Origin of the sequence: Pontixanthobacter aquaemixtae, from assembly GCF_009827395.1 — a bacterium.
GTDB lineage: Bacteria > Pseudomonadota > Alphaproteobacteria > Sphingomonadales > Sphingomonadaceae > Pontixanthobacter > Pontixanthobacter aquaemixtae.
The window spans coordinates 1,391,120-1,408,828 of sequence record NZ_WTYX01000001.1 but is presented as its reverse complement, the minus strand read 5'-3'; the positions used below and the strand labels follow the sequence as shown (position 1 = coordinate 1,408,828).

The window sequence follows — 17,709 nt, the reverse complement described above, 5'->3', positions numbered from 1 at the left end:
GAGGGCGTCAGCCAAGACATGGACCACATGGACCGCTGTCCAAGAGAGAAAATCTGTGAGGCGTGATTTGCGGGTGGTTTGGTGACGAGAAGGACGATGCACGGGCATCCGTCCAGCTAGGCGATTTGGTTGGATGTAGGACAGCTCTAATTGCTGCTCGCCGTCTCAATCGCTTCCAGCGCGGCGGCAAAGGCATCTTCGATGCCCAGATCGGACGTGTCGATTGTGAAGGCGTCATCTGCGGCCATGAGCGGCGCGTCTTTGCGGCCGGTATCGCGCGCGTCCCTGCGTTCCAGATCGGCGACAATCTCCTCAAGCGTAATGGAGACACCGCGCTGCTGCATTTCGGCAAAGCGCCGCTTGGCGCGCGCTGCCACGCTTGCGGTGATGAACAGCTTCACGTCGGCATCGGGTGCGATCACCGTCCCGATATCGCGCCCGTCCAGCACCGCACCGCCATCCTGCAAGGCAAAGTCGCGTTGGCGCTCGAACAGGGCTTTGCGAACATCGGGGTGTACCGAAGCGCGGCTGGCCAGACTGCCGGTGGCTTCGTTGCGCAGCACCGGATCGTCGAGCAGTTCATCGGGAAAGGCGACCGCAGCCAAGGCATCCGAAGGATTGTCTGGATCACCACCATTGAGAATGACCTGCCGCCCGACCGCGCGATAAAGCAGGCCGGTATCCAAATGCGGCAAGCCAAAATGCGCTGCGATCTGTTTGGACAACGTGCCTTTCCCGCTGGCAGTGGGGCCGTCGATGGCGATGATCACGACGCTTTCCTCCGCGCCAGAAATGCCTTGGTCAGCCCCCAGATCGCGATGGCCGCCCAAAATGCCTCGAGCACGAGGCTGGGCAGGTTTGTATGGACCAGCAAGGAAACCGTAAGCAGTGCCGCCCCGAGCAGATTGGTGCCGTGGAGGATGAACGGATCGGGTTTGTCCTTGCCCGTTACATAGGCATAGGCGGCGATGATGCAGGCCATGCCGACAAATCCGACCAGCGTCGCCCAATCGAGTGGCGGCATGGTGAGATCAGCCACGGGCCGCGCCTTCCAACAATTGCTCGAAATCGGGAAAGCTGGTGGCGATGGGCCGTGTATCGTCGACTTCGACGCCGTCTTTGCTCGCCAATCCTGCCACCGCCATGCTCATGGCAATGCGGTGGTCGAGATGGGTGGTGATCAATTCATTGCCGGTTCCGCGCAAAGGCTCGCCGCCGGATCCGGCGATGACCAATCCGTCTTCCAGCTCTTTCAATCGCGCGCCAACCGAAGTCAGCGCCGCCGCCATGGCGGACAGGCGGTCGCTTTCTTTCACGCGCAATTCGTGCAAGCCGCTGGTGGTGGTGGTTCCCTGTGCATTGGCCGCGGCCACAAACAGAACCGGAAATTCGTCAATCATGCTGGGCGCGATTGCGGGATCGACATCGATTCCGCGCAATTGGGAGTGCTGAACTCGCAAATCGGCAACCGGCTCGCCGCCGACTTCGCGTTCGTTCAGCAATTCAATATCGCCGCCCATCTGCTGCAAAACGGTGATCAGGCCCGCGCGCGTCGGGTTAAGGCCGACATTCTCAATCGTGAGATCGCTGCCCTCTACCAGCAGCGCCGCGACGATGAAGAATGCAGCGGAGGATGGATCGCCCGGAACGGTGATCGTCTGCGGCGTCAATTCGGCATCGCCGCGAATGCGGATCACTCGCTCGCCATCCACTTCCTCGACAGTTAGATCCGCGCCAAACCCCTTGAGCATCCGTTCTGTATGGTCGCGTGTCGGGACCGGCTCGATCACGGTGGTGATGCCCGGTGTGTTCAGGCCCGCCAGCAAAATGGCACTTTTGACCTGTGCCGATGCAACCGGCAGCCGGTAGCTTATCGGTACAGTGGGGAAGCTGCCTTTCATCATCAGCGGCAATGTTCCGCCCGGGCTGGGTTCAAAGCGCGCGCCCATCTGGCTGAGCGGATCGATAACGCGGCCCATCGGGCGGCCTGACAGGCTGGCATCGCCGGTGAAATTCGCGGTGATAGCGTGGCTGGCGATCAGGCCCATCAGCAGGCGGGTTGAGGTGCCGCTATTGCCCATATCGAGCGCCTGTGCGGGTTGTAGCAATCCGCCTACGCCTACGCCGTGAATCGACCAACTCCCGTCATCGAAGCGTTCGATAGTCGCGCCCATTATGCGCAAAGCCTCCGCCGTGGCGAGAACATCGTGCCCTTCCAGCAGGCCGGTGACTTTGGTTTCGCCCACCGCCAGCGCGCCAAACATCAAGGCGCGGTGGCTGATCGACTTGTCGCCGGGCACGCGGATGGTGCCGGTCAGCGGGCCAATCGGTGCAAAGCGTTTGGAGGTTGGGGTGTCGGTCACGGACTGCTTTCGATTGCGGCGGCTTGTTCAACAGGGCTTTGACAGCGCACATACCCTATGGCAAGGCGCGCCCGCACTGATTCCGGCACTTGATTTCACGGGGCCGGACCCCAATAAGCAGTGAAGATTTTTCGCTCCAGATAGCTAATCTGGACAGCACGTAAGGATTTATAATGGTCAAGCCAGAATGGGGCACAAAGCGTACTTGCCCGAAATGCGGCACTCGCTTCTACGATCTGGGCAAAGACGAGCCCGCCACTTGCATTGAATGCGGTGAAGAGTGGGAGCCGGAGCCGGTTCTGAAAACGAAACAGCCTATTCCTTTCGATGACGAGAAGAAGAAAGGCGACGCCGATAGCGATCTGGCGGATGAGGATGATGAGCTGAGCGATGTCGACGAGGACGAAAACCGTCCCGACGCAGACGTCGATCTTGGCGACGACAGCGACGACCTTGCCGTATCCAAGGGCAAGGGCGACGATGACGGGAATGATGATACTTAATTCGTTTTAGCCCTCAGTCGCCGGGCGCGAGCCATCCGGCTCGCTTGGCTACCTCGCATAAGCTCGGGCGGCCGGTCGGCCTTGCGGTTCGCTAGTCGCGAACCGGATCATCGCGATACCGAAATGGCCGGGAATGGGTCGGTCCACTTTCAGTGGGCCGCAAGCGCGACTGCGCGCCCGCTGCGAAGCGACCGTTAGGGAGCGAAAGCGAGGATAGCCAAGTGAGCGGATGCGAACGCCGGCGCTTGAGGCCAAACAAAAAACACCGTGCCAAGAAACCCGCTTGCAAATGGGCGCGGCGGCTCATAAAGGGCCACCTCTCACTTTCGAGTGGGAAACAAAATGGCACGGGGCCTTAGCTCAGCTGGGAGAGCGCAACACTGGCAGTGTTGAGGTCAGCGGTTCGATCCCGCTAGGCTCCACCATTTCACCGTCTTTTGTTTCAGGACGGGCTGCAAATCGCGCTTCGCTGCGCTTCCGGTGCTCATGGGCTGTATGCCCACTGCGCGCCGGTTCTCGCGAAGCACAATTTTCGCCTGCGACCTGAACCAAAATACAGCGAAATGGAATTTGAAAAAAGTCGTGTTCCTTTTGGAATCCGCACGCTGGCCGACGAGGTTTCGTCCGCCGGCGTTTTTGGCATTTGGCGTTGGCGTTCCTATTTCAGGGGCATCAACATAGGAGTGAAGCGTTATGTTCGACAGCTTGTCAGACCGCCTTTCGGGTGTGTTCGATGGCCTGCGCGGTCGCGGCGCGCTGAAGGAACAGGATGTTCGCGATGCAATGCGCGAAGTCCGCATTGCTTTGCTCGAAGCCGATGTCGCATTGCCTGTGGTCCGCCGCTTTATCGATGCGGTTACGGAAAAAGCCATCGGCGCAGAAGTTTTGAAATCGGTCACGCCGGGGCAGCAGGTCGTCAAAATCGTTTCCGACGAATTGGTCGAAATGCTGGGCGGAGAGGAAAGCGTTCCGCTCACTCTCGAAGCCAAACCGCCGGTTGTGATCATGATGGTCGGTCTGCAAGGCTCGGGTAAAACAACTTCGACCGCCAAGCTCGCCAAGTTCCTTAAAGAGAAACACGGCAAGAAATCGATGATGGCGTCGCTCGACGTCAATCGCCCTGCTGCGCAGGAACAGCTTGCGGTGCTGGGCGAGCAGATCGAATGCGCAACCTTGCCGATTGTCGCGGGCCAGCAGCCGGTTGATATTGCCCGCCGCGCACTCGATGCGGCGAAATTGCAGGCAGCCGATGTGCTGCTGCTCGATACGGCAGGCCGTCTGCATGTCGATGAAGCGCTGATGGCCGAAATGAAAGCGGTGTCAGCGATCTCGGCGCCGACCGAAGTGCTGCTGGTGGTCGACAGCCTGACCGGCCAGGACGCGGTCAACGTCGCGAAAAGCTTTACCGAGGAAGTACCGCTGACCGGTGTGATCCTAACCCGGATGGACGGCGATGCGCGCGGCGGTGCGGCGCTGTCTATGCGCCACGTGACCGGCAAACCGATCAAATTTGCCGGTACCGGCGAGAAGCTCGATGCGTTGGAGACATTCCACCCCAAACGTGTTGCCGACCGCATTCTGGGCATGGGCGATGTTGTTTCGCTGGTCGAAAAGGCCGCGGCAACGATCAAGGAAGAAGATGCAGAAGCGCTCGCCAAGCGGATGGCGAAGGGGCAGTTCGATCTCAACGATCTGCGCACGCAGCTTCAGCAAATGAACAATATGGGCGGGCTGGGCATGCTGGCGGGCATGATGCCCGGCATGAAGAAAGCCAAAGCGGCGATGGCCAATAGCGGGATGGACGACAAGGTTCTGGTCCATATGGACGCGATTATCGGGTCGATGACTCCGAAAGAGCGCGCCAATCCCGCCTTGCTCAATGCCAAGCGCAAACGGCGCATTGCAGCGGGCGCGGGCAAGGACGTTCAGGACGTGAATAAGCTCCTTAAAATGTACAAGGAGATGTCGCGCGCGATGAAGCAGATCAAGAAAATGGGCGGCCTGAAAGGGCTTGCCGCCATGTTCGGCAAGGGCGGCCTCGATGCGGCCATGCCCGGGCTTGGCGGTCCGGGCGGCGGATTGCCGCCGGGTCTCCCCGGCCTCGGCGGGCCCAAGAAATAGATTAGAAAATTTAGTGATTACAGATATTTGATTTAAAGAAGGAATACATCATGGCAATTGCACTACGTCTTTCCCGTGGCGGCGCGAAAAAGCGCCCTTACTATCGCATCGTGGCCGCTGACAGCCGCAAGCCGCGCGACGGCCGTTATCTCGAGCAGATCGGTACTTATAACCCGCTGCTCGCGAAGGATGACGAAAACCGCGTAAAGCTGGACGAAGACCGCGCGAAATACTGGCTCGGTGTTGGCGCACAGCCTTCGGACCGTGTTGCGCGCTTCCTTGACGCGGCCGGCATCCGCGAGCGTGCTGCTCGCAACAACCCGAACAAGGCAAAGCCTGGCGAAAAAGCCACAGAGCGTTTGGAAGAGAAGGCTGAAAAAGCAGCTGCTGCCAAAGAAGCCGAAGAAGAAGCGAAGAACGCTTCTGCTGAAACCGATGCGGATAGCACAGAGAACGATGCAACCGGTTCGGTAAAGACCGAAGAAACAGCAGAAGCTGTTGCTGAAGCCGCAACCGATGCACCCGAAGAAGCATCGGCAGAAGACAAAGCTGCGATTGCTGAAGAAGTTGCCGAAGGCGGCCCGGTTGCCGACGAAGCTTCTGAAGACAAGGCAGAAGGCTAAGCCCTTTGTCACAGGATCAGCCCGTCACCCTCGCTGCCATATCGGGCGCGCACGGGGTGACGGGCGAAGTCCGTCTGAAACTGTTTGGCGAAGGAATAGCCGCGCTCAAACAGCACAAGGCGTTCAACGACGGAACGCTCACTCTCAAAAAAATCCGCGATGACAATAAAGGCGGCGCGATTGCGCGCTTTGCCGAAGTCACCGACCGCAATGCAGCCGAGGCCCTGCGCAGCACCGTCCTGACCATTGCCCGCGATGCTTTGCCCGAATTGGGCGAGGGCGAATATTACCACGCCGATTTGCTGGGCCTTGCGGCGGTTTCCGATGGGGGTGAAGAACTCGGCACCGTCTGCGCGGTTGAGAATTTCGGCGCGCAGGACGTGATCGAGATCGAAAAGCCGAACGGCAAGAAGTTCATGATCCCGATGACCAAACAGGCGGTGATCGAGTGGGACGAGAAACGCCTTGTGGTGAACGCCGACTTCGCCGAGATATAGGCGTTGGAGTGCGGGCGAAGGAAGGGGGAGTTGAGATGAAGAGGCTACTTTTCATGTCAGCGCTGTTCCTGTTGGCATCTCCAGCGACGGCACATGAGGAGCCTGCGCCGTATTCGACGCAGCCCATAGATTGGTTGCTTCCGATCGCAGCTTACGCAGTTCCGGGCGTGGTCGTGATTGTGCTCCTTAACGAGTTTTGTGCGAACTTACGGCCTGTTGCCCGGCTGATTGGTGCCATTGCATTTCCGGCGGTGTTCTGGACTCTCCTTTTGTCCGTAATTCTCCCAACCAAGATAACATTTTTTGAGATGGTGAGTGGATTGTTCGACTTCCTTTTCTTCGACATCGGTATGATTGTCTGGATTCCGGCGGGCGCAATAATCGCAGTTTGTGGATGGATGGATCAGCGCAGACGAAAAAAGGCCGAGCTGAAAGATCGATACGCTGAATTATGACCTTCGCCGCCACCATACTCACTCTCTATCCGGAGATGTTTCCCGGGCCGCTGCGGCTTTCGCTCGCGGGGCGGGCGTTGGAGGAGCAGAAGTGGTCGCTTGATACTATCCAGATCCGCGATTTTGCGACGGACAAGCACAAGAATGTCGATGATACGCCAGCGGGCGGCGGTGCTGGGATGGTGCTTAAGGTGGATGTTCTCGCTGCTGCAGTTGATCATGCGAAGCGCATGCAGCCCATGGCACCGATCCTTGCCATGACACCGCGCGGAAAGCCGATTTCTCAAACTCGTATCCGCGAATTGTCCGATGGGCCGGGGGTGACAATTCTGTGCGGCCGGTTCGAGGGATTTGACGAGCGCGTATTCGAAGGGCGGGAGATCGAGGAAGTCAGCGTTGGCGACATCGTGCTCTCCGGCGGAGAACCGGCGGCCTTGATAATACTTGATGCTTGCATTCGGCTGCTTCCCGGCGTAATGGGCGCGGCTTCGAGCGGTACCGAGGAGTCTTTCGAAGAAGGACTGCTGGAGTACCCTCAATATACCCGACCTCAGGAATGGGAAGGGCGCACGATCCCCGAAGTGCTGCGATCGGGGGATCATGCGAAGATCGCGGCATGGCGCAAGCAAATGTCCGAAGATCATACTCGGTTACGCAGGCCAGACCTTTGGGATCGCTACAATGGCGATCGGGACTGACCTGCCTCTGGCGCGCGGCGGGAAATAGAAGGACTCGGGTCAATGAACCTGATTCAAGAACTGGAAGCCGAAGCAATCGGCGCATTGGGGAAAGATATCCCTGAATTTCAGGCCGGCGATACAATTCGCGTAGGCGTGAAAGTTATCGAAGGTACGCGCGAGCGTATCCAGAATTTCGAAGGTGTGTGCATCGCTCGCAGCAATCGCGGCATGGGCAGCAACTTCACCGTCCGCAAGATCAGCTTTGGCGAAGGTGTGGAACGCGTATTCCCGCTTTACGCGCCAATCGTGGACAGCATCACCGTGGTCCGCCGCGGTGTCGTGCGCCGCGCGAAGCTGTATTATCTGCGTGGCCGCACCGGTAAGAGTGCGCGCATCGCGGAGCGTCGGGTCAACGCTCCTAAGAGCTAATCCTGGCAATAGCGAAATAGAAAAAGGGCGTTCCGGTTTGGCCGGGGCGCCCTTTTTCTATGGTGCTCGTCATTGCGAGGAGCCGCTAGGCGACGCGGCAATCCAGCGTAAGCGCTTGATACTCTGGATTGCTTCGCTACGCTCGCAATGACGAAACACAGGGGTTCTAAATTGATATGCGCCTATTGCTTGCCGCAGCCGCTTCGCTTGCTTTTGCCACACCCGCCCATGCAGACGATCACACAATGACCGTCGAACAGGATACATCGGCCGATCTGACTTTCGAACGCGTTTTCGCCAGCCCCTCTCTCGACGGGGCCAGCCCGCGCCAGGCGAAGCTGTCACCCGATGGGCGTTACCTCACCCTGCTGCGCAATCGCGAGGATGATCGCGAGCGTTACGATCTGTGGGGCTATGACCGCGAAAGCGGTGCGTGGACCATGCTGGTCGATTCGGAGAAACTCGGCTCCGGCCGCGAGCTGTCTGAAGATGAAAAGATGCAGCGCGAGCGCGCGCGGGTTGGCAATCTCAAAGGGATTATTTCCTATCAATGGACCGCAGACGGATCGGGCGTGCTCGTGCCGCTTGATGGCGATCTCTATCTGGCCAAAATCGGCGGCCCGGACGGAGCAAGCGTCACGCGCCTGACCGATACCGAAGAAAGCGAGCTGAATCCGGTTCTCAGCGACACCGGCAAATATGTGTCTTTCATCCGCGATCGGCAGCTGTGGGTTGGCGAGATTGGCAAAGACGCCGCGCCGATTACTCCCAAGGAAGGCGATACCATCCGCTGGGGAGAGGCGGAGTTCGTCGCGCAGGAAGAAATGGGCCGGATGACCGGTTACTGGTGGAACCCCGACGACACGCGCATCGCGGTCCAGCGGACTGACGAGGAAGGCGTGGGCGTCGTCACCCGCGCAGCCATCGGCGCAACCGGCACCAAGGTTTTCGATCAACGCTACCCGGTGGCGGGCAGCGACAATGCGATTGTCGATTTGTTCGTGATGGACCCCGATGGCGGCAACCGGGTGAAGGTCGATCTGGGCGAGGAAACCGATATCTACCTCGCGCGCGTCGATTGGGCGCCCGATGGCATGCTCTATGTCCAGCGGCAAAACCGCGAGCAGACGGTGCTGGACATGCTGAAAGTCGATCCGGCGACAGGGGCGAGCGAGATCTGGTTCACCGAAAAAGCGGCGGCGGAGGATTACTGGATCAACCTGTCGGACAATTACAAATTTCTGGAAGGCGGGGAGCTGATCTGGTGGAGCGAGCGCAGCGGCGTCGGCCAGCTCTATCACTTCAACGGCAGCAAATGGACCCAGCTGACCAAGGATGACGAACCGGTGACCGAACTGGTAGGCGTCGATGGCAGATATGCGGCGGTGTATTACGAAGCGGTCGAAGGCGTTCTTGAGAAGCATATTTATGTGGCAAGCACGGTTTTCTCGCCTGACGAACCGCGTTTGCGCCTGACCGAGCCCGGTTTCACCCATAGTGCGAAGATGGACAAGGCGGCCCAGACGCTTCTGATCACACGATCAAACCATAGCCAGCCTGCGCAGACCTATCTCGCGGATGAGAGCGGCAACCGTCTCGCATGGGTGGAAGAAAACGCGCTCAACGCCGACCATCCCTACGCTTCGCACCTTGCGAGCCATCGTCCGGCGCAGTTCGGCACAATTAAGGCTGCCGACGGCGAAACCGATCTCTATTGGAAGATGGTCACGCCGGAGATGGAGCCGGGCAAGAAGTATCCTGTGTTCTATTATCACTATAGCGGCCCGGGCCCGCAAATCGTCCACAATGGTTGGGACGGCGCGTTGCAGCAGGCGGTGGTCGATGCGGGATATATCTGGTTCGAGCTGGACAATCGCGGCTCGGCCAATCGCGGGGTTGCCTTCGAGCAGCCGCTCTATCACGCGATGGGCGGCGTCGAGGTGGATGACCAGCGCGAAGGCGCGAACTATCTAAAGACTCTCGATTTCGTCGATCCGGACAAGGTCGCGCTCTATGGCTGGTCCTATGGCGGCTATATGACGCTGAAACAGATGCAGGCCGATCCGGGGCTCTATGCCGCCGGTATTTCGGGCGCACCTGTCACCAAGTGGGAACTTTATGATACCCACTATACCGAACGCTTCATGGGCGATCCGAACTTGGTGCCAGATGCCTATGAGAAAGCCAGCGCGATTCCCGACGCCGCGAAAATCAGCGATCCTTTGCTGCTGATCCACGGAATGGCGGATGACAATGTGGTGTTCGAGAATTCTTCAGAGCTGATTTCGGTTCTGCAGGAAGGCAATATTCCCTTCGAGATGATGCTCTACCCCGGTTACACCCACCGCGTTTCGGGCGAGAATATCAGCCCGCATATGTGGAACACGATCTTCGCCTTTCTTGAGCGCCACGGGGTAACCCCGCCGGAGTGATCACAGTTTTTGTGAGGGGGCAGGGGCTTCAGACTAGCCGGACTGACGCAACCAATTGAGAGCCATCGATGCCACTTCGGCCGGTGCCTCCACATGCGGATAATGGCCCACGCCGGGTAACAGATGTTCTTTGGCGTGGGGCAGTTGCTTGACCCAGCGGCGGTGGCAGTGTTCGCCGGCAATCGGATCGGCTGCGCCATTGATCAGGCCGATACGGTCCTGTGCATCTTTCAACGCGCCATCCCAACGTTCCTCGGATATATGGCGATCCTGGATATAGTGGGCGAGCCGGTGAATGATCCGGTTTCCGTCCTGTTCGGTAAACAGCGACCAGAAAATATCGAGCCGATCCTCGCCCGGTTTGCTGTCCGTTCCGAAGATTGAGGAAAAGTGCTTGCCGAAGCTCTTGCGGTTTAAAGTCTTGCTGACCAGGAAGCCGAGAGGGGACCTCGCCAACCGCATAATCGGCCGGGTCCGTTGATATCGAGCGAACATGCCGCCGTTCAGAAATACGATCTTTGAAAGTCCCGCGGCTCCGGCGCCATCTTTTTGCCGGGCGAGCAGTTCCTGCGCCACCGATGCCCCGTAATCATGCGCCAGAATGTCGAATTCATCGATTTCCAGATGGTCGAGCAGCGCCAGCAGCATGTCGCATTGCCGCCCGATCGAATAGTCCGCGCGCGGCTTGTCCGACAGGCCGAAGCCGATCAAATCGGCTGCGATCAGGCGATGGCTTTGCGCCAGCGCCTTCCAAATGGGGGCCCAGTCCCAAGATGACGTGGGAAAGCCGTGGATCAGCAAAAGCGGTCTGCGATCCCCCTTCGTCCAATAGGCAATTCGCGTGTCTTCAAACGCGAAATGTCTGGCGTCCACGCGCCAGTTTTCAATCGAAATTGTCACGCGCGCAACCCGTCCTCAAAGCCACATTGCCCGCTTTTGCGGGTCAGATTTTACGTTTCGATCCGATAGGTAAACATGCCTTATAAATTGTAAACTATGTAAAATCTCTCGCTGCCGTTTGATCACAGGAAAATTCCCCCACATCGGCGCCTTCCCCTAAGTTCCTAACCTTATGCATAGCTTTGCTTGCTTTCGCCGCTGGCAATTGCTGCTAGAGGGGCGACATAATTGATGCGCGGGTTTCGCGATTCAGGAGAATGGTTTTGGGTTATCGAGTGGCGGTTGTCGGTGCGACAGGGAATGTTGGCCGCGAAGTGATGGCAATCCTTGCAGAGCGCGAATTTCCGATTGAGGAAGTCGCCGCTGTTGCCAGCTCGCGCTCGCAAGGCAGCGAGGTCGAATTTGGCGAAACCGGCAAAATGCTCAAATGCAAGAATATCGAGCATTTCGACTGGAACGGCTGGGACATTGCTTTGTTCGCGGCGGGTAGCGGCCCGGCCAAGGAATATGCGCCCAAAGCTGCGGCGGCTGGCTGTGTGGTGATCGATAACAGTTCGCTTTACCGGATGGACCCCGATGTTCCGTTGATCGTGCCAGAGGTTAACCCCGATGCGATTGATGGCTATGCCAAGCGCAATATCATCGCCAATCCCAATTGCTCCACTGCGCAGTTGATGGTCGCGCTAAAGCCGCTCCACGATGCCGCAACGATCAAGCGCGTCGTGGTGGCGACTTATCAATCGGTATCGGGCGCGGGCAAATCGGGCATGGACGAATTGTTCGAACAAAGCCGGGCGATCTTCGTTGGCGACAAGCCCGAGCCTGCGACTTTCACCAAGCAGATCGCGTTCAACGTCATTCCGCATATTGATGTCTTCCTCGACGATGGATCGACCAAGGAAGAATGGAAAATGGTCGCCGAAACGAAGAAGATTCTCGACCCGAAAATCAAACTCAACGCGACCTGTGTGCGCGTGCCCGTTTTCGTCGGCCACTCCGAAGCGGTGAATATCGAATTCGAGAAGGAAATTTCCGCGAAGGAAGCGCAAGAGATTTTGCGTGAGGCGCCGGGCCTGATGCTGGTCGATAAGCGTGAGGATGGCGGCTATGTCACGCCCGTCGAATGCGCCGGCGACAGCGCCACCTATATAAGCCGTGTCCGCGAAGACCCGACTGTCGAAAACGGCCTTTCGCTATGGTGCGTGTCGGATAATCTTCGCAAAGGCGCGGCGCTCAATGCAGTGCAGATTGCCGAATTGCTGGGGCGCAAGCATCTGAAGAAGGGGTGACCTTTGGGCTGTCTTGCTGCAAAACAGGCGGCATGACACTTCAAGCAGACCTCTATTTTTCATTCCGCTCTCCCTATAGCTATCTCGCGATCGGGCGGTATCGGGCTCTCACCGAGATTTTCGACGTCGCGATCAATTTGCGTCCGGTTTATCCTCTGGCGATCCGGCAGCCGGAGTTTTTTGCCGAGGGCAATAGAGCCGCAGGCCGGTACATCTTCATGGATGCGGCGCGGGTCGCGCAGCAATTGGATATTCCGTATCGCTGGCCGCGCCCGGACCCGGTGGTCCAGGAGATCGCGACGATGACGATCCCCGCCGAGCAGCCCTATATTTACCGGATTGTGCGGATGGGGCAGGCGGCGGCCCGGCGCGGGAACGGTCTGAAATTCGCGGATGAAGTGTCAAAGCTGATCTGGGATGGCAAAACCGACAATTGGCATGAAGGCGACCATCTGGCGGGTGCGGCGGAGCGTGCGGGGCTCGATTTCGCCGAACTCGAAGCCGAAGTCACGTCCGATGCGGAGCGGCTGGATGCAGAAATTGCGGCCAATCAGGAAGCGCTTGAGGCTGCCGGCCATTGGGGCGTTCCGACCTTGGTTTTCGATGGAGAGCCCTTCTTCGGACAGGACCGGATCGAAATGGTGCTGTGGCGCATGAACGAGAAGGGGCTGGCGGAACGGTGAGCAGTTTTTCGACAGAGCATGTGCCGTCTTTCGATGGTACCGAATTGGCTGTGCACCGCATGGGCGGGGGGCGCCCCATCATCCTCCTCCACGGGTTGTTTTCCAGTGCCGAAATGAACTGGATCAAATTCGGCCATGCGCAAAAGCTGGCCGCTGCCGGTTTTGAAGTGATCATGCCCGATCTGCGCGCGCATGGGCACAGCAGCATGTCGCACAATGCGCTGGATTATCCGCATGGCGTGCTCAGCAAGGATCTGGCGGCACTGGTCGGGCATCTTGATCTGGAAGACTATGATCTGGCCGGATTCTCTTTGGGCGCGCGCACCGTTGCCAAGGGGGTGATCGAAGGCCTCGAGCCGCGGCGGCTGGCGCTGTGCGGGATGGGGCTGGAGGGGCTGGCCGGTTGGGCGCGGCGATCCGCCTTTTTCATCGATGCGATTGACCGTTTTGACGAGATCAAACGCGGCGATCCGGCTTTCATGGCCAAGAGTTTCATGAAGACGATGAATATCGACCGCGAAGCAGCGCGGCTGCTGCTGGGCGCGGTGGAAGATGTGAAGCAGGCAGATCTGGCGCGTATCACCATGCCAACCGCGCTGATTTGCGGGGACAAGGATTTTGATAACGGTTCGGCGAAGGAACTGGCGCGGGTTTTGCCCGATGGCCGCTACCGCGAGATTCCGGGAACGCATATGAGTTCGGTAACCGAAGGCGCATTGGGCGATGCGCTGGTCGAATTTTTTGGGGGGTAATGGGGGGTAAGATGGTTCAACGTAAGACATTTCTCATGTGGTGGATCGGCGGCCTGATCGCCTTTGCAATCGTAATCGCGATGAGCCTGCCTCTGGGCATTACAGAGGTGCCGGGCGGCATCGCGGACCATCAGGCCGCAGGCGACGCCGCGACAGTCAACGCGATCCACGCCGCGTGGACGGAAGCCGGGGTGATGGAGCAGGCGCGCTATTCGATGATCGGCGATCTGGTCTTTATCGGCATTTATGGCATCGGCGCGACATTGGGCGGGCTTTATTACCGCGCGGCTGGAACGGGTTTCCTGCGGCATCTTGGCACTGTGATTGCCATTGCCGGGGCGGTGTTCCTGCTCACCGACTATGGCGAGACGATCGCGCAATTCATCCAGGCAAGCGCGAATGCAGGGTCCGATGAACTGGCCGGTTTTGCGGCAACCGTGCGGCCGCCGAAAATGATCGCCTTTATGGTCAGCTTTCTGGGCGTTTTGCTGGCCTTGGCGTTGGAATGGAAACAGCGGCGCGGCCTGCAGAGCGAGGCTTGATAAAGCCGCTATTCGGGTCCAAACTCCTGTCATGAATAAAGCCGGCGGGTCGCCGGTCTTTCCTGAGAGGATTTGCCACCATGAAATTCGCACCTGCTGCACTCAAAACCGCTGTGTCTGCGCTCGCCATATCGCTTGCCGCGCCGGCATATGCCGATCATCATGCCGCCGGAGAGGCCGCGGAAGGCGCGGTCGAAATGGTCGATGGCCACCCGCTGACCGCTGAAGGTGCGGCCGCCTTTGTCGCCAAAACCGAAGCCGAGATGGAGAAGATGTGGGTTCTGGGCGGCCGGGCCGCATGGATCAATTCGACCTATATCACCGACGATACCAATGCGCTGAATGCCTATTTTGGCGCGATTGCCGCCGAAACATCGGTCGCAAAGGGGTTGGCAGCCGCCAAGTTTGCCGCGCTTGACGGCCTTGACCCTGATGTGGCGCGCAAGCTCGACATTCTGCGCGTTGCTCTCGTGTTGCCAGCGCCAACGACTGAAGGCGCTGCCGCAGAGGCGGCCGAGCTCGCAACGTCGCTCAACGCGGCCTACGGGCAGGGCAAAGGCACGCTGAATGGTGAAGAGATCTCCGGCTCTGACATCGAGGCAGAGATGGGCAATCTTGAACGCACGCCCGAAGAACTTTCTGAAATGTGGTCCAGCTGGCACAGCAATGTCGGCGCACCGATGAAGGACGATTATGTCCGTCTGGCCGAGCTGACCAATGCCGGTGCGCGCGAATTGGGCTATGCCGATTTCGGCGCGATGCAGCGTTCCAAATATGACATGAGCGCCGATCAATTCGCCGCCGAGACAGAGCGGATGTGGCAGGAGGTCAAACCGCTTTACATGGCGCTGCACACCTATGTGCGCGGCAAGCTGAACGAGCATTATGGCGACGAAGTACAGCCCGCGACCGGCCCGATCCGCGCGGATTTGCTCGGCAATATGTGGGCGCAGGAATGGGGCAATATCTATCCGCTGGTCGCGCCCGAGGGCGCCGGCGATATCGGATATGATCTGACTGCACTGATCGAGGAAAAGGGCCTGAGCGAAGTCGATATGGTCCGCGTGGGCGAGAAATTCTTCTCCTCGCTCGGTTTCGAGGCGCTTCCGGAAAGTTTCTATCGGCGTTCCCAATTTGTGAAGCCACGCGATCGCGAGGTGGTGTGCCATGCATCGGCGTGGGACATCGAAAACAGCGATGATCTGCGGATCAAGATGTGCATCAAGAAGAACGCAGACGACTTTGTGACAATCCACCACGAGCTGGGTCATAACTACTATCAACGCGCTTACGGGGTGCAGGATTTCCTCTATCGCGACAGCGCCAATGACGGTTTCCACGAAGCAATCGGCGATATGATCGCGTTGTCGATCACGCCCGAATATCTGGTGCAGATCGATATGCTCGATCGCGAAGACGTGCCCAGCGCGGACAAGGACATCGGCCTGTTGCTGCGTCAGGCGATGGACAAGGCCGCGTTCCTGCCCTTCGGCCTGCTGATGGACCGTTATCGCTGGGGTATTTTTGACGGATCAACCACTCCCGAAGAATACAACAATGATTGGAACAAGCTGCGGCTTGAGTACCAAGGTATTACACCGCCGACGCAGCGCGATGCGGATGGCTTTGACCCGGGTGCGAAATACCACGTGCCGGGCAATGTATCCTACACCCGCTATTTCCTTGCGCGGTTGCTGCAGTTCCAGTTTTACAAGGCGGCTTGCGACAAAGTCGGCTGGGAAGGGCCGCTGCACCGCTGTTCCTTCTATGGCAATGAAGAAGTCGGCAAGAGCCTGAACGAAATGCTCGCGATGGGATCGAGCCAGCCTTGGCCCGACGCGCTGGAAGCCTTTACCGGCGAACGCCAGATGAGCGGCAAGGCCATGCTCGAATATTTCGCCCCGCTCAAAGAATGGCTCGACGAGCAGAATAAAGGGAAACCACAAGGATGGTAAAAGCCGGTTTGGCGGCGTTGCCGCTGTTCCTTTCGGCGGCTTGCGCACCTGTGAGCGATGTCGAAGGAAATGACAGTGCGGCAATGTCGCACGGACAGGCCGGACAGGCGCTGTTTGTTGCCAATAAGCGCGGCAATACGCTGTCCAAGATCAATCTTGGCTCCGGCGAAGAGGTCAAGCGCGTCGAAAGCTGCGCTAATCCGCACGAATTGGCGACATCGCCGGACGGGGCGCATGTCGCGCTTGCCTGTTATGGCGGGACGACGATCGATATTTTCGCGACAGCGGACCTTTCGCGCGTGAAAAGCATCGATCTGGGCGACAATGCTCGCCCTCACGGCATAGTGTGGCACGGCAATGGCGATCTATATGCAACCGCAGAGGGGCGCAAATCGGTCTTCTGGATTCGCGGCCCTGTTGGCGAAAGCGCAGAGGTTTTCGAATATTCCACCGGCAAAGAAGGATCGCACATGCTGGCGATTGCCCCCAATGGCAATCATGCGTGGACCACCGACCTAGGATCGAAGACTGTCACGCTGGTCGATCTCAAGACCCGCCGCGCGCCGCGTTCGGTTGCGGTGGGGGTAGAGCCGGAGGGAATCTCGCTATCGCCTGACGGAAAGGCGCTGTGGGTATCGGCACGCGGGTCCGACACTGCGATTGAACTCGATCCGCAAACGCTCGATGTTCGCAATGAAGTCAAAACCGGCCGCTTCCCGCTCCGGCTCGCGATCCGGCCGCAAGGCGACGTTGCGGTCACCTCCGACCTTGCCGATGGCGGGCTGACCGTGATCGATCTGGCTACCGCCAAGGTCCTGCGATCGATTGCCGTGTCAAACGCGGAGGAAGCCGAGAAACGCCTGCAGGTTACAATCCTGTGGTCTGATGACGGCAAGCGCATCTATGTCGCGGAGACAGGCACCGATACGGTCGCCGAAGTCGACTATGCATCGGGTAAAGTCACACGCCGGCTCGCAACGGGCAAGGGCGGTGACGGAATGGCGATCCTCAATTGACCGGCCGGCGTAAAGATCTGCCCGTTGTCGGCTGGCGCGAGCTTGTGCATTTGCCCGAACTCGGCCTTAGCGGCATCCCCGCCAAGATCGACACCGGCGCGCGAACTTCCTCGCTCCATGGCAAAGTGATCGAGGAGCTGGAGCGCGACGGGCAGAAATATGTCCGTTTCGCGGTCGACTTTCCCGATCAGGCGGAACCATTGATCTGCGAAGCGGTTCATGTTGATATACGCGGGATTACCAGTTCCAACGGAAAGACGCAGCGGCGCTATGTGATCAAAACACCGATGCAGATCGGCGATCAGGAATTCCGCGTCGAAATCAGCCTCGCCGACCGCAGCGATATGAAATTTCCGATTTTGGTCGGACGCTCGACATTGCGTCGCCGTTTTGTCGTAGACTCCGGCTATTCGTGGCTCCAGACGCCCGAAATGAAAGCAATTAAAGGCCACAAGCCGTAAGGACAATT

The 17,709-nt window shown here is 58.7% G+C and carries 19 protein-coding genes and 1 tRNA gene; 16 read left to right on the top strand and 4 right to left on the bottom strand.

The window, feature by feature from the left end; translation table 11 throughout:
* Nucleotides 1-146: 146 nt before the first annotated feature.
* From GRI41_RS06765 to aroA, 3 genes are read right to left on the bottom strand one after another with little or no spacing between them, the layout of a single operon-like run.
* Entirely contained in the window at nt 147-770 is a 624-nt protein-coding gene (locus GRI41_RS06765; protein ID WP_160603966.1) for a (d)CMP kinase, read from the bottom strand.
* Nucleotides 767-1,024, bottom strand: coding sequence for a CBU_0592 family membrane protein (locus tag GRI41_RS06760; protein WP_160604668.1), 258 nt, complete (start codon nt 1,022-1,024; stop codon nt 767-769). The genes GRI41_RS06765 and GRI41_RS06760 overlap by 4 nt, the downstream gene beginning before the upstream one ends.
* 7 nt (nt 1,025-1,031) lie before the next feature.
* On the bottom strand, nt 1,032-2,363 hold the full coding sequence (gene aroA, locus GRI41_RS06755) for a 3-phosphoshikimate 1-carboxyvinyltransferase (RefSeq protein WP_160603965.1): 1,332 nt from the start codon (nt 2,361-2,363) through the stop codon (nt 1,032-1,034).
* A 173-nt stretch (nt 2,364-2,536) separates the two neighbouring features.
* Between aroA and GRI41_RS06750 the strand changes: the two genes are divergently transcribed.
* The 9 genes from GRI41_RS06750 to GRI41_RS06710 all read left to right on the top strand — a co-directional run bounded on the left by GRI41_RS06750 (nt 2,537) and on the right by GRI41_RS06710 (nt 10,103).
* On the top strand, nt 2,537-2,866 hold the full coding sequence (locus tag GRI41_RS06750) for a TIGR02300 family protein (protein WP_160603964.1): 330 nt from the start codon (nt 2,537-2,539) through the stop codon (nt 2,864-2,866).
* A 349-nt stretch (nt 2,867-3,215) separates the two neighbouring features.
* A tRNA-Ala gene (locus GRI41_RS06745) sits at nt 3,216-3,291 on the top strand.
* A gap of 268 nt (nt 3,292-3,559) precedes the next feature.
* Nucleotides 3,560-4,987, top strand: coding sequence for a signal recognition particle protein (gene ffh, locus GRI41_RS06740; protein ID WP_160603963.1), 1,428 nt, complete (start codon nt 3,560-3,562; stop codon nt 4,985-4,987).
* Between the two features lie 50 nt (nt 4,988-5,037).
* Nucleotides 5,038-5,610 (top strand): 30S ribosomal protein S16, encoded by a 573-nt coding sequence (gene rpsP, locus GRI41_RS06735; RefSeq protein ID WP_160603962.1) that lies wholly within the window; start codon nt 5,038-5,040, stop codon nt 5,608-5,610.
* Nucleotides 5,611-5,615: 5 nt separating this feature from the next.
* Nucleotides 5,616-6,107 (top strand): ribosome maturation factor RimM, encoded by a 492-nt coding sequence (gene rimM / locus GRI41_RS06730; RefSeq protein WP_160603961.1) that lies wholly within the window; start codon nt 5,616-5,618, stop codon nt 6,105-6,107.
* A gap of 53 nt (nt 6,108-6,160) precedes the next feature.
* Nucleotides 6,161-6,562, top strand: coding sequence for a hypothetical protein (locus tag GRI41_RS06725; RefSeq protein ID WP_160603960.1), 402 nt, complete (start codon nt 6,161-6,163; stop codon nt 6,560-6,562).
* On the top strand, nt 6,559-7,260 hold the full coding sequence (gene trmD, locus GRI41_RS06720) for a tRNA (guanosine(37)-N1)-methyltransferase TrmD (RefSeq protein ID WP_160603959.1): 702 nt from the start codon (nt 6,559-6,561) through the stop codon (nt 7,258-7,260). The genes GRI41_RS06725 and trmD overlap by 4 nt, the downstream gene beginning before the upstream one ends.
* Nucleotides 7,261-7,302: 42 nt before the next feature.
* A complete protein-coding gene (rplS, locus tag GRI41_RS06715) occupies nt 7,303-7,671 on the top strand; it encodes a 50S ribosomal protein L19 (RefSeq protein ID WP_160603958.1) in 369 nt (122 codons plus the stop codon).
* Nucleotides 7,672-7,847: 176 nt separating this feature from the next.
* A complete protein-coding gene (locus GRI41_RS06710; RefSeq protein ID WP_160603957.1) occupies nt 7,848-10,103 on the top strand; it encodes a S9 family peptidase in 2,256 nt (751 codons plus the stop codon).
* A gap of 33 nt (nt 10,104-10,136) precedes the next feature.
* Here GRI41_RS06710 and GRI41_RS06705 read toward each other — a convergent pair whose 3' ends face one another.
* A complete protein-coding gene (locus GRI41_RS06705; RefSeq protein WP_160603956.1) occupies nt 10,137-11,003 on the bottom strand; it encodes an alpha/beta fold hydrolase in 867 nt (288 codons plus the stop codon).
* 263 nt (nt 11,004-11,266) lie between these two features.
* Between GRI41_RS06705 and GRI41_RS06700 the strand changes: the two genes are divergently transcribed.
* The 7 genes from GRI41_RS06700 (at nt 11,267) to GRI41_RS06670 (ending at nt 17,701) form a co-directional block, all read left to right on the top strand.
* Complete coding sequence (locus tag GRI41_RS06700) at nt 11,267-12,292, top strand: aspartate-semialdehyde dehydrogenase (protein ID WP_160603955.1); 1,026 nt, start codon at nt 11,267-11,269, stop codon at nt 12,290-12,292.
* A 32-nt stretch (nt 12,293-12,324) separates the two neighbouring features.
* Nucleotides 12,325-12,975, top strand: coding sequence for a 2-hydroxychromene-2-carboxylate isomerase (locus GRI41_RS06695; protein ID WP_160603954.1), 651 nt, complete (start codon nt 12,325-12,327; stop codon nt 12,973-12,975).
* On the top strand, nt 12,972-13,727 hold the full coding sequence (locus GRI41_RS06690) for an alpha/beta fold hydrolase (protein WP_328600525.1): 756 nt from the start codon (nt 12,972-12,974) through the stop codon (nt 13,725-13,727). Before GRI41_RS06695 ends, GRI41_RS06690 begins: the two co-directional genes overlap by 4 nt.
* 11 nt (nt 13,728-13,738) lie before the next feature.
* Nucleotides 13,739-14,269: a hypothetical protein gene (locus tag GRI41_RS06685; RefSeq protein WP_160603953.1), complete on the top strand. Its 531-nt coding sequence runs from the start codon at nt 13,739-13,741 to the stop codon at nt 14,267-14,269.
* A gap of 80 nt (nt 14,270-14,349) precedes the next feature.
* The gene (locus GRI41_RS06680; protein ID WP_160603952.1) at nt 14,350-16,224 is read left to right on the top strand and encodes a M2 family metallopeptidase; all 1,875 of its coding nucleotides are present in this window, start codon (nt 14,350-14,352) and stop codon (nt 16,222-16,224) included.
* A gap of 50 nt (nt 16,225-16,274) precedes the next feature.
* Complete coding sequence (locus GRI41_RS06675; RefSeq protein WP_328600524.1) at nt 16,275-17,240, top strand: beta-propeller fold lactonase family protein; 966 nt, start codon at nt 16,275-16,277, stop codon at nt 17,238-17,240.
* Entirely contained in the window at nt 17,237-17,701 is a 465-nt protein-coding gene (locus tag GRI41_RS06670) for an ATP-dependent zinc protease family protein (protein WP_160603950.1), read from the top strand. Before GRI41_RS06675 ends, GRI41_RS06670 begins: the two co-directional genes overlap by 4 nt.
* Nucleotides 17,702-17,709 lie beyond the last annotated feature (8 nt).